Source organism: Streptosporangium sp. NPDC050855, assembly GCF_044456585.1.
Taxonomy (GTDB): Bacteria; Actinomycetota; Actinomycetes; order Streptosporangiales; family Streptosporangiaceae; genus Streptosporangium; species Streptosporangium longisporum.
Genome location: NZ_JBITFY010000006.1, coordinates 1 through 12,281, shown reverse-complemented (window position 1 = coordinate 12,281; position 12,281 = coordinate 1). Strand labels below are relative to the sequence as shown.

General features: G+C 72.4%; 9 protein-coding genes. 7 read left to right on the top strand and 2 right to left on the bottom strand.

What is annotated here, in order from left to right:
- Nucleotides 1–42 precede the first annotated feature (42 nt).
- Nucleotides 43–1,083 carry a heme A synthase gene (locus tag ACIBCT_RS14290; protein WP_399188380.1) on the top strand — a complete coding sequence of 347 codons (1,041 nt, stop codon included), beginning with the start codon at nucleotides 43–45 and terminating at the stop codon, nucleotides 1,081–1,083.
- 131 nt (nucleotides 1,084–1,214) lie between these two features.
- Nucleotides 1,215–1,898 carry a vancomycin high temperature exclusion protein gene (locus tag ACIBCT_RS14285; protein WP_399188378.1) on the top strand — a complete coding sequence of 228 codons (684 nt, stop codon included), beginning with the start codon at nucleotides 1,215–1,217 and terminating at the stop codon, nucleotides 1,896–1,898.
- On the opposite strand, the gene ACIBCT_RS14280 is transcribed toward ACIBCT_RS14285, so the two are convergent.
- The gene (locus ACIBCT_RS14280) at nucleotides 1,886–3,070 is read right to left on the bottom strand and encodes a PrsW family intramembrane metalloprotease (protein WP_399188376.1); all 1,185 of its coding nucleotides are present in this window, start codon (nucleotides 3,068–3,070) and stop codon (nucleotides 1,886–1,888) included. The genes ACIBCT_RS14285 and ACIBCT_RS14280 overlap by 13 nt on opposite strands.
- Nucleotides 3,071–3,393: 323 nt before the next feature.
- The gene (locus tag ACIBCT_RS14275) at nucleotides 3,394–4,353 is read right to left on the bottom strand and encodes a heme o synthase (protein ID WP_399188374.1); all 960 of its coding nucleotides are present in this window, start codon (nucleotides 4,351–4,353) and stop codon (nucleotides 3,394–3,396) included.
- Between the two features lie 444 nt (nucleotides 4,354–4,797).
- Here ACIBCT_RS14275 and tkt point away from each other — a divergent pair, with 444 nt between their 5' ends.
- Genes tkt through ACIBCT_RS14250 form a run of 5 tightly spaced genes read left to right on the top strand, consistent with a single transcriptional unit; the run spans nucleotide 4,798 to nucleotide 12,191 of the window.
- Nucleotides 4,798–6,831, top strand: coding sequence for a transketolase (gene tkt / locus ACIBCT_RS14270; protein WP_399188923.1), 2,034 nt, complete (start codon nucleotides 4,798–4,800; stop codon nucleotides 6,829–6,831).
- Nucleotides 6,832–6,833: 2 nt separating this feature from the next.
- Nucleotides 6,834–7,937: a transaldolase gene (gene tal / locus ACIBCT_RS14265; RefSeq protein WP_399188372.1), complete on the top strand. Its 1,104-nt coding sequence runs from the start codon at nucleotides 6,834–6,836 to the stop codon at nucleotides 7,935–7,937.
- Nucleotides 7,938–7,945: 8 nt separating this feature from the next.
- Nucleotides 7,946–9,574, top strand: coding sequence for a glucose-6-phosphate isomerase (locus ACIBCT_RS14260; RefSeq protein ID WP_399188370.1), 1,629 nt, complete (start codon nucleotides 7,946–7,948; stop codon nucleotides 9,572–9,574).
- 19 nt (nucleotides 9,575–9,593) lie between these two features.
- Nucleotides 9,594–11,279: a glucose-6-phosphate dehydrogenase gene (gene zwf / locus ACIBCT_RS14255; protein ID WP_344903439.1), complete on the top strand. Its 1,686-nt coding sequence runs from the start codon at nucleotides 9,594–9,596 to the stop codon at nucleotides 11,277–11,279.
- Nucleotides 11,280–12,191, top strand: a complete 912-nt coding sequence (locus ACIBCT_RS14250) for a glucose-6-phosphate dehydrogenase assembly protein OpcA (protein ID WP_399188368.1) — start codon at nucleotides 11,280–11,282, stop codon at nucleotides 12,189–12,191.
- The last annotated feature ends 90 nt before the right edge of the window (nucleotides 12,192–12,281 follow it).

Below are 12,281 nucleotides of genomic sequence, written 5' to 3'. Positions count from 1 at the left end.
TCCGCCACGGGACCGCCCACCTGGCCGCCTACCATATGAGCCGTGAAACACCTCCTTGACCGGGCCGGCCGGCGCGCCCTGAGCGCGGCACGGATCGTGGGGCCCCCCACCCTTCCCACCGTGCACCGCTGGGCGCTGGTGGCGGTGGCCGTCAACGTCCTGATCACCGTCACGGGCGCGGCGGTGCGGGTCACCGGCTCCGGGCTGGGGTGCCCCACCTGGCCCCGGTGCACGCCGGAGAGCTTCATCCCCAGGGCCCACGACGAGATCTCGCCGATCAACATGGCGATCGAGTTCGGCAACCGGCTGCTCTCCTTCGTGGTGCTGATCATCGCCCTGGGCTGCCTGTTCGCCGCCCTGCGGCTGCTGCCCCGGCGCCGCGACCTGGTCCTGCTGGCCTGGGTGCAGCCGATCGGCGTGGCCTTCCAGGGCGTGTGGGGCGGCCTGGTCGTGCGCAGCGCGCTCAACCCGGTCACCGTGAGCGTGCACTTCCTGGTCTCCATCGGCATGACCGCCGCGGCGTACGCGCTGTACGCGCGTTCCCGCCGGTACGAGGGCCCCGAGCCGCCGGTCCGCCGCGAGGTCCGCGCGCTCGCCTGGGCCCTGCTGGCGTCCACGTTCGTCCTGGTGGTCGCGGGCGTGGTGGTCACCGGCACCGGCCCGCACTCCGGCGACGAGATGGCCTCCCGGTTCGGCTTCGACATCGAGACCGTGGCGCGGATCCACGCCGACATCGCCTACGTGACGGTCGGCCTCACCTTCGCGCTGGCGTTCGCGTTCCACCTCACCGGCGCCTCCGGACGCGCCCGCAAGGCCGCGTGGACACTGCTGGCCGTGGAGGCGGCCCAGGGCCTCGTCGGCTACGTCCAGTACTTCACCGGGGTGCCCGCGGCCCTGGTCAACCTGCACGTGCTCGGCGCCGCCCTGGTCTGGGTCTGCGCGCTGCGGGTGCTCTTCGCGACCCGCCCGTACGTCCCGGCCGAGCCCACCGGCACCTCCGGGACCGGCGACGCGGACCGGCTCGACAGCGCCCCCGCCGCCCCCGCCGCCCCCGCCGCCCCCGCCTCCACCGTTCACGCCTGACCCTCGCCCGCCCCCGCGTCCTCCCGGCGGCCGTCCCGTCCCTGTCCCGGCCTCGTCCCCGACCCCGTCCCCCGGACCCGTGCCCGCCCCGCAGGTTCGACACGGTCCCGCCCGGCCGGGACAATGATCGGATGTCACCGTCACGACGGGCTCTCCGCCTCTGCTACCAGGGCGCCGTGCTGCTGAGCGTCCTGGCGATCGCGCCGCTGACCTGGGTCTGGCTGGCCAGTTCCGGACACCGCGTGGTCGCCGGAACCTCCCCCGGCTGGACGGCCGGGGTGCCCGCGGCGCCGGTGGCGCTGGTGCTGGGGGCCGCCGCCTTCGGGGGCACCCCCTCCGCCATGCTGGCCAGGCGGCTGGACATCTCCGCCGAGCTGTACCGGGCCGGCAGGGTCGAAGCGATCCTGCTCTCGGGCGACAACGGCCGGACGGGCTACGACGAGCCGACCGTGATGCGCGACTACCTGCTCGCCCGGGGGATCCCCGGGCGCTCGCTCGTCCTCGACCACGCGGGCTTCGACACCTGGGACTCCTGCGTGCGGGCCCGTACCGTGTTCGGCGCCACCCGGCTCACCGTGGTCACCCAGGTCTTCCACCTGCCCAGGGCCGTCACGCTCTGCCGTACCGCGGGCCTGGAGACCTTCGGTGTGGGCGACGACTCCTCACGGGCGTGGGCGGCGCCCACCTACGCCTACGCGGCCCGCGAGTTCGCCGCCGCGGCCAAGGGGCTCCTGGACTCGGTGGTCCTGGACTCCGCCCCGGTCTTCCCCGGGCCGCGCGAGACCACCCTGGACGCGGCGCTTCAGCCGAGGTGAGCGCCCCCGGCCTGGGGACCCGGGAACGGCGAGGGCGGCGGGGGCGGGGGCACGGCGGGGAACCGGGTGCGGGCGGCGGCCATGCACTCCAGCAGCGCCCGCTGCTCGGCGTTGAAGGTGGGCTCGTCGATCACGTGCCCCCTGGCCCGCTCGTGCAGCAGGCCCAGCTCGGTCGCGGCGAGCTGGTAGTCGCTCATCGCCCGCAGCCCGGGCCGCCCCCCGTTGGCCCTGGCCCACTGCCTGGCGTGACGGCGGCCCGGCAGGGACGAGAGCATCGCGACGTCGGCGGAGGAGACCAGGCCGGTCGCCCAGTAGGCGGGCAGGTAGGCCTGGATGAGCCCGATGATGCGCTTGCGGTCGCGGAAGACGATCCAGATCAGGACGAACAACACGATCATCAGCAGCACGTACGCGATGGCCAGGCCGGCGATGCCGACGTAGGAGGCGAAGCCGTTCCAGATGCCGTGCAGCAGCATCGCGCCGACCCATCCGGCGACGATGACGAGAATCCGGCCCGGCCCGCTGCGCTGCGCCGCGTAGGCCACCGCGACCCCGATCATCGAGGTGAACAGCGGGTGCGCGAACGGCGACAGGACCCCGCGCAGCACGACGGTCACCGCCAGGCCCTGCGCGCCCATCTCGTCGAGCGCGGCCACGTAGTAGCTGACGTTCTCGCTCATGGCGAAGCCGAGGCCGACCATGCAGGCGTAGATGATGCCGTCGGTGGGCCCGTCGAGCTCGGCGCGCCTGAACCTGAGCAGGCCCAGCAGGACCAGGCCCTTCATCGTCTCCTCCACCACCGGGGCGCCGAACGTGGCGGTGAGGTTGCGCGCGTAGTCGTAGCCCAGCCGGACGGTGTTCTCCAGGTAGATCAGGTTGAAGGAGTTGATCACCCCGGCGAACAGGACCGCCACCCCCGCCCCCCAGGCGAACGCGAAGACCAGGTTGCCGCGCGGCTCCGGTTCGATCCGGTCCAGCGCCAGCACCGCGGCCAGCAGCACCGGGACGGGCGCCAGCGCCAGAAGGAGCGCGATGAAGAAGTAGACCGGGTCGCCGTTCAGCACGTCGAAGGAGAGCGACACCAGGCCGCAGAGCCCGGTCGCCACGAGCCCGCCGATCAGCGCGCGTGACGGGCGGTCCCTGAGCACCCATCGGGGATCACTGCTGGACATGTGGCAACCGTAACCGCTGATGTGCACACCACGGCTCGTACAGGGGGATTCCACCTCCGGCGTCGGCGATCGGCCGGGCGCGGATCACCGGGTGGGCGACCGGACGGCGGATCGTCCGGCGGCGGGGCCCCCACACCCTGCCGACGGTCCGGCGGCCCCGTACGGCCGCCTGGAATCCCGTGACCCTACCGGGTGGGGGCCCGCTTTCGCGAGCGAACCCGGAATCCGGCCCGTACCCGTCACCGGTGACCACGAGCGTCCCTTCCCGTCTCCCCCATGGGCCCGCCCCGGGGCGCGTGGAGACCACGGCCCGACGGGCGGCCTCAGACGAGCATCGAGTCGATCGCCACGGCCAGGAACAGCAGCGCCAGGTAGGCGTTGGACCAGTGGAAGAAGCGCATCGGGCGCAGGTCGACCCCGGTCTTGCCGGCGTTGACCCGGCCCATGAGGCGGTGCACCTCCCACAGGCAGGCGGCGCCCAGGACGGCGGCGACCACCGGGTAGAGCGCGGTGGTGCCGGCCACCGGCCACAGCAGCAGCGAGCAGAGCACGGTGGCCCAGGTGTAGACGATGCTCTCCATCACCACGCGGCGCTCGGTGGCGACCACCGGGAGCATGGGGACCTTGGCCGCGGCGTAGTCCTCCTTGTAGCGCATGGCCAGGGTCCAGGTGTGCGGCGGCGTCCAGAAGAACACCACGCCGAAGAGCACCACGGGGGCCCAGTCGAGCCTTCCGGTGACGCCGGCCCAGCCGATCAGCACCGGCATGCACCCGGCGAGCCCGCCCCAGACCACGTTCTGCGAGGTCCGCCTCTTGAGGATCATCGAGTAGACCAGCACGTAGAACAGGTTCGCGGCCAGCGACAGGCCCGCGGCGAGCCAGTTCACCGTCAGGCCCAGGCCCAGGGTGGACAGCACGCCCAGGACGATCCCGAAGATCAGCGCGTTGGTGGGCGGCACCAGGTGCCGGGCCAGCGGCCGGCGCCGGGTGCGGCGCATGGCCGCGTCGATGTCCCGGTCGATGTAGCAGTTCAGGGCGTTGGCGCTACCGGCCGACAGGGTGCCGAAGACCAGGGTGTTGACGGCGGTCCAGAGCGGCGGCAGGCCCTTTGCCGCCAGGAACATCACCGGCAGCGTCGTGATCAGCAGCAGCTCGATGATCCGCGGCTTCGTGAGGGCCACGTACGCCTTCACGACGTCGCCGAGGGAGCGGGGCGCGCCCGGCGTGTGCGGGGTCGCGCCCGGCTCGTGCGGGGCCGTCGATTGCTTGTCGGTGAGCACCATCTAAGGCGCTTCCAGCACGTGCGGGGTCAACGCGTAACCTCTGATTAGAGCGGATCCGTGAATGCGGGCACCAGCCAGCCTTGAGGACTCAACTGTAGTTGCAGGGGGGGACGGTCCCGGCACGGGGTACGGAAGCGGCATGGCGCGCCACCCCGCGGGGACGGCGTCCGGGCCGCTCACCGGTCCCGCGGGCCCGTCGGGGAACGCCCGCGCCACGGCGGCGCGGACGGATCACGGGTCCTGCGGGCCCGCCCGGGAGCCGCTCGCGCCACGACGGCGCGGCCGAAACCGTTAGGGTCCGGTGTGGGCGGGAACTAGCCAGATCGGCGCCATCATCACACGATTAAAGATCCGGAGATCGAGCACTTGAGCAGTGAACTCGTGCCAACCCTTGAATGGAGCGACCTGGACCGCCGCGCGGTCGACGTCGTACGGGCTCTGGCCATGGACGCGGTTGAGAAGGCGGGCTCGGGACACCCCGGCACCGCGATGAGTCTGGCGCCCGCCGCCTACCTGCTGTTCCAGCGGGTCATGCGGCACGATCCGTCGGATCCCTCCTGGACGGGCCGCGACCGGTTCGTCCTGTCGGCCGGGCACAGCAGCCTGACCCTCTACATCCAGCTCTACCTGTCCGGCTACGGCCTGAGCCTGGACGACCTCAAGGGGTTGCGCCAGTGGCAGAGCCTGACCCCCGGCCACCCCGAGCACGGGCACACCGCCGGTGTGGAGACCACCACCGGCCCGCTGGGCCAGGGCCTGGGCAACGCGGTCGGCATGGCGATGGCCGCCCGCCGCGAGCGCGGCCTGTTCGACCCGGACGCCGCGCCGGGCACCAGCGTGTTCGACCACGACATCTGGTGCATCGCCTCCGAGGGTGACATCGAGGAGGGCATCAGCCACGAGGTCAGCGCGCTCGCCGCGCACCAGAAGCTGGGCAACCTGACGGTCGTCTTCGACAGCAACCACATCTCGATCGAGGACGACACCCAGATCGCGCTGAGCGAGGACGTCGTCGCGCGCTACGAGGCGTACGGCTGGCACACCCAGACCGTCGACTGGACGCAGACCGGCGACTACGTCGAGGACGTCCAGGCGCTGTACCAGGCGCTGGAGGAGGCCCGCGCCGAGACCGGCAGGCCGTCGTTCATCCGGCTGCGCACGATCATCGGCTGGCCCGCGCCGAACAAGAAGAACACCGGCAAGATCCACGGCTCGGCGCTGGGCGCCGAGGAGGTCGCCGCCACCAAGAAGGTCCTGGGCCTGGACCCGGAGAAGGACTTCCAGGTCCCCGCCGACGTGCTGGGGCACGCCCGCGAGGTCGTCGAGCGCGGCCGCGCCGCCCGCGCCGACTGGAACGCGCGCTACGAGAGCTGGCGCGAGGCCGAGCCCGAGCGCGCCGCCGAGTTCGACCGCATCGCCTCCCGGCGGCTGCCCGCGGGCTGGACCGACGCGCTGCCGACCTTCGAGATCGGCTCCTCGGTCGCCACCCGCAAGGCCTCCGGCGAGGTGCTCAGCAGCCTCGCGCCGGTGCTGCCCGAGCTGTGGGGCGGCTCGGCCGACCTGGCCGAGTCCAACAACACCACGATGAAGGGCGAGCCGTCCTTCATCCCCGAGGAGTTCCAGACCAAGGACTTCCCGGGGCACCCCTACGGCCGCACGCTGCACTTCGGCATCCGCGAGCACGGCATGGGGGCGATCCTGAACGGCATCGCGCTGCACGGCGGCACCCGCCCGTACGGCGGCACGTTCCTGGTCTTCAGCGACTACATGCGCCCGGCGGTGCGGCTGGCGGCGCTGATGAAGCTGCCGGTCACCTACGTGTGGACGCACGACTCCATCGGCCTGGGCGAGGACGGCCCGACCCACCAGCCCATCGAGCACCTGTGGGCGCTGCGCGCCATCCCGGGCCTGGACGTGGTCCGCCCGGCCGACGCCAACGAGACGGCCGCCGCCTGGCAGGTCGTGCTGGAGCACCACGACCGCCCGGCCGCGCTGGCGCTGACCCGGCAGAACCTGCCGGTCTACGAGGGCACCCGGGACGCCACCAAGGTCGCCCGCGGCGGCTACATCCTGCAGGACGCCTCCGACGGCCAGCCGTCGGTGCTGCTGATCGCCACCGGTTCCGAGGTCGAGCTGGCCGTCGAGGCCCGCAAGCTCCTGGAGGCCGAGGGCATCACCGCCCGGGTCGTGTCGATGCCGTGCGTGGAGTGGTTCCAGGCCGAGGACATGGCCTACCGCCAGTCGGTGCTGCCGCCCTCGGTCAAGGCGCGCGTCGCGGTCGAGGCGGGAATCCCGCTGGGCTGGCGGGAGTTCGTGGGAGACGAGGGCGTGATCCTGGGCCTGGACCACTTCGGTGCCTCGGCCCCCTACCGCACCCTGTACGAGCAGTTCGGGCTGACCGCCGAGCGCGTGGCCGCCGCCGCCAAGGCGACCCTCGCCAAGACCGGAGCCGACAAGGGCGAGACGACGGGAAACTGATCATGAGTGAGATTCTCAGGAAACTGTCCGAGCAGGGCGTCTCCATCTGGCTGGACGACATCAGCCGCGAGCGCCTGCGCACCGGCAACCTCCAGGACCTGATCCGAGACAGGCACGTGGTCGGCGTCACGTCCAACCCGACGATCTTCGCCTCGGCGCTGAGCAAGGGCGACGCCTACGACGAGCAGATGCACGACCTGAAGATCCGCGGCGTGGACGTCGAGGAGGCGGTGCGCGCCATCACCACCTACGACATCCGCTGGGCCGCCGACGTGCTCAAGCCGGTCTACGAGAGCGGCGGCCAGACCGACGGCCGGGTCTCGATCGAGGTCGACCCGCGGCTGTCCAAGGACACCGACAAGACCGTCGCCGAGGCGCGCGCGCTGTGGTGGCTGGTCGACCGGCCCAACCTGTTCATCAAGATCCCGGCCACCGTCGAGGGCCTGTCGGCGATCACCCAGGTGATCGCGGAGGGCATCAGCGTCAACGTCACGCTGATCTTCTCGCTGGAGCGCTACCGCGCGGTCATGGACGCCTGGATGACCGGCCTGGAGCAGGCCAAGGCCAAGGGCCTTGAGCTGGGCGGCATCGAATCGGTGGCCTCGTTCTTCGTCAGCCGGGTGGACGGCGAGATCGACAAGCGGCTCGACAAGATCGGCACCCCCGAGGCGCTGGCCCTCAAGGGCAAGGCCGCGCTCGCCAACGCCCGCCTGGCCTTCGCCGCCTTCGAGGAGGTCGTCGCCTCGGACCGCTGGAAGGCGCTGGCCGCGGCCGGTGCCCGGCCGCAGCGCCCGCTGTGGGCCTCCACCGGGACCAAGAACCCCGACTACCCCGACACGCTCTACGTCGACCAGCTGGTCACCTCCGGCACGGTCAACACGATGCCGGAGAAGACCCTCGAGGCCACCGCCGACCATGGCAAGATCGACGGCGACACGATCCGTTCCTCCTACGAGGAGGCCTGGAACACCATGGCCGCCCTCAAGGAGGTCGGCATCGACTACGACGACGTCGTCGGCTTCCTGGAGACGGACGGCCTGGACAAGTTCGAGGCCTCCTGGACCGAGCTGCTGGCGACCGTCTCCGCCGAGCTGAAGAAGGCGTGAGGGAGCACATGTCAGTGTCCGTGACGTTCGGTGAGGACGATCTCACCGAGCTTGCCGCCGAGACCGCGGGGCGTCTCGCCGCCGAGGGCGTCCCCCAGGCGCTGGCCTCGGGCGACTCCCGCCTGTGGGGGCCCGAGGCCCAGGCCGAGGCGGCCGTCCGCCTCGGCTGGCTGAACCTGCCGCACACCAGCCGGGAGCTGCTGCCCGAGATCGACGCGCTGGTGCGCAGGGCCCGCGCCGAGGGCCTGGACCACGTGGTCCTGGCCGGCATGGGCGGCTCCTCCCTGGCCCCCGAGGTCATCACGGCCTCCGACGACGTACCGCTGACCGTGCTCGACACCACCGACCCCGGCCAGGTGCGCCGGGCCCTGTCGGACCGGCTGGAGAGCACGATCGTGGTCGTGGCCAGCAAGAGCGGCGGGACCGTCGAGACCGACAGCCACCGGCGGATCTACGAGAAGGCCTTCCGCGACGCCGGGATCGACCCGGCGAGCAGGATCGTCGTCGTCACCGACCCGGGCTCGCCGCTGGAGCAGACCGCCCGCGAGGCCGGCTACCAGGTGTTCCTGGCCGACCCGAACGTGGGCGGGCGCTACAGCGCGCTGACCGCGTTCGGCCTGGTGCCCAGCGCGCTGGCCGGGGCCGACGTCGAGCGGCTGCTCGACGACGCGGCCGAGGTTCTGCCGCTGCTGTCGCGCACCGAGGGCAACCCCGGCCTCGACCTCGGCGCCGCCCTGGGGGCCGCCGCGGCCGCCGGGCGCGACAAGCTGGTCATCGAGGACGGCCTGTCGGAGATCAACGGCCTGCCCGACTGGATCGAGCAGTTGGTCGCCGAGTCCACCGGCAAGTCCGGCAAGGGCATCCTGCCCGTGGTCGGCGCCGACCCGAGCGACGCCGAGGACGAGCTGCTCGCCGGGATCGACACCGACGGCGTGGTGACCGTGGCCGGTCCGCTGGGCGCGCAGTTCCTCGTCTGGGAGTACGCCACGGCCGTGGCCGGGCGGGTGCTGGGCATCGACCCGTTCAACCAGCCGAACGTGTCGGAGTCCAAGGAGAACACCGCCGCGCTGCTCGACCGGGCCGAGCTGCCGGTCGGCACGCCGCTCCTGGTGGACGGCCCGGTGGAGGTCTACGGCGAGCTTCCCGGGGAGGGCGAGGCCAAGGACCTGTCCGACGTGTTCACCCGGCTGCTGGAGGCGATCCCCTCCGACGGCTACCTCGCGGTGATGGCCTACCTCGACCGTGAGGCGGCCTTCGACGCCCCCTACGCCGAGGGCGCCTCGTTCGAGGAGATGACCGACGTGTGGAGCGGGGCCGACGCGGCCACGCTGCGCGGGATGCTCGCCGTCCGCACCGACCGCCCGGTCACCTTCGGCTGGGGCCCCCGCTTCCTGCACTCCACCGGCCAGTACCACAAGGGCGGCCCGCAGAACGGGGCGTTCCTGCAGATCACCGGGGCCGTGGAGAACGATCTCGAGGTACCCGGCAAGCCGTACACCCTGGGCAGGCTCCAGCTCGCCCAGGCGCTCGGTGACCTGGGAGCCCTCGCCGGCCGCGGACGTCCCGTCGTGCGGCTGCACCTGACCGACCGCGTCGCGGGCGTCGCGCGCCTGCTGGCCGCCGCCAGGGAGGTCTGATGGGCCGCTGGAGGTTCGCATGAGCAAGGACAGCTCCCCGGCGCCCGCCGGGGAGAGCAGGACGGGCTCCCCGGCCGCGTCCGACCGGCAGGGCGGGCACAAGGGGCACAAGAGTCCCGCGAAGGGGACGGACACCACCACCGCGGCCACCGCCGCCTCCAGCGTCGGCATCACCGAGGCCGTGATCGACGCCAACCCGCTGCGCGACCCGCGCGACAAGCGCCTGCCGCGTGTGGCCGGGCCCTGCGTGCTGGTGCTGTTCGGCGTGACCGGCGACCTGGCCCGCAAGAAGCTGCTGCCGGCGATCTACGACCTGGCCAACCGGGGGCTGCTGCCGCCGGGCTTCTCGCTGGTCGGTTTCGCCCGCCGCGACTGGAAGGACCAGGACTTCGCGCAGCTGACCCACGACGCGGTCAAGGAGCACGCGCGGACGCCGTTCCGCGAGGAGGTCTGGAAGCAGCTGTCGGAGGGCATCTTCTTCTGCCGGGGCGAGTTCACCGACGACGGCGCGTTCGACGCGCTGGCGATGATGCTCAAGGAGATCGACCAGACCCGGGGCACCGGCGGCAACTACGGCTTCTACCTGTCGGTGCCGCCGAAGTTCTTCCCGGTCGTGGTCCAGCAGCTCAAGCGGACCGACCTGGCCGACGGCCCGGACGGTTCCTGGCGGCGGGTCGTGATCGAGAAGCCGTTCGGGCACGACCTGAAGAGCGCCCAGGAGCTCAACGCGATCACCAGCGCGGTGTTCCCGGAGAGCTCGGTGTTCCGCATCGACCACTACCTGGGCAAGGAGACGGTCCAGAACATCCTGGCGCTGCGCTTCGCCAACAACCTGTTCGAGCCGATCTGGAACCGCGGTTACGTCGACCACGTGCAGATCACGATGGCCGAGGACATCGGCATCGGCGGCCGGGCCGGGTACTACGACGGCATCGGCGCGGCCCGCGACGTCATCCAGAACCACCTGATCCAGCTGCTGGCCCTGGTCGGCATGGAGGACCCGACGTCGTTCGGGGCCGACTCGCTGCGCAGGGAGAAGGAGAAGGTCCTCAAGGCGCTGCGGCTGCCGGCCGACCTGTCGCTGGCCACCGCGCGCGGGCGCTACGGTCCCGGCTGGCAGGGCGGTGAGCCGGTCATCGGCTACACCGAGGAGGAGGGCATCCCGCCGGACTCCATCACCGAGACCTACGCCGCCGTCAAGGTGGAGATCGCCAACCGGCGCTGGGCCGGGGTGCCGTTCTACCTGAGGACCGGCAAGCGGCTCGGCCGCCGGGTGACCGAGGTGGCCGTGGTGTTCCAGCGGGCGCCGCACCTGCCGTTCAGCAAGGACGACACCGAGATCCTGGGGCAGAACGCCCTGGTGATCCGGGTGCAGCCGGACGAGGGCATCACGGTGCGGTTCGGCTCCAAGGTGCCCGGCACCGCGATGGAGGTCAGGGACGTCTCGATGGACTTCGCCTACGGCGAGTCGTTCATGGAGTCCTCCCCCGAGGCCTACGAGCGGCTGCTGCTGGACGTGCTGATCGGCGACCCGCCGCTCTTCCCGCACCAGCGGGAGGTGGAGCTGTCGTGGAAGATCCTCGACCCGATCGAGGAGTACTGGAGCTCCCAGGGCCCGCCGGAGGAGTACCCGGCGGGCACGTGGGGGCCGGCCTCGGCCGACGAGATGATGGCCCGCGACGGGCGCGTCTGGAGGCGGCTGTAGATGACCAGCTTCATGCTGAGCGGCACGACCGCCTCGAAGATCTCCTCGCAGCTCACCCACCTGCGCCACCAGATGGGCACCCCCGCGGTCGGCATGGTGCTGACCCTGGTGGTGGTCTGCGGCGAGAGCGAGCAGTACGACGCGGTCCGCGCGGCGACCGAGGCCGCCAGGGAGCACCCCTCCCGGATCCTGGTCGTCATCTCCCGCGACGCGAACGAGCCGAACCGGCTGGACGCCGAGATCCGGTTCGGCGAGTCGACGCCGGGCGAGGTGATCCTGCTCCGCCTGTACGGGGAGCTGACCCGGCACGCCGACTCGGTGGTCAGCCCGCTGCTGCTCACCGACACCCCGGTGGTGGCCTGGTGGCCGGGCGAGTGCCCGGACGTGCCGGCCAAGGACCCGATCGGCATGCTGGCCCAGCGCCGCATCGTCGACGCGCGGGCCGCGGCCGACGCGGTCAAGGCCATCGTCGGCCGGGCCCGCGGTTACGTGCCCGGTGACACCGACCTGGCCTGGACGCGGCTGACCACGTGGCGGAGCCTGCTGGCCGCCGCGTTCGACCAGCCGGTGGGCAAGGTCAAGCGGGGCGGCGTGGAGGCGGTGCCCGGTCACGCCAGCGCCCTGCTGCTGGCGGCCTGGCTGAGCGACCGGCTGGGCGCGTCCGTGAAGGTCTCCGAGTCCGAGGGCCCGGGCCTGACCGCGGTGAGGCTGTCGGCCGCCGACGGCGACATCGTGATCACACGGTCCGACGGCCACCTGGCCACGCTCTCGCGTCCGGGTCAGCCGGACCGCAGGGTCGCCCTGACCCGGCGCCCGACGTCGGAGCTGCTCGCCGAGGAGCTGCGGCGGCTGGACCCCGACGAGGTCTACGCGGCCGCGCTCCAGCGGCTCGCCAAGACCAACCGGTCCTGAGCGGTGGGGGGGGGGGGGGGGGGGGGGGGGGGGGGGGGGGGGGGGGGGGGGGGGGGGGGGGGGGGGGGGGGGGCGCGCGCGCGCGCGCGA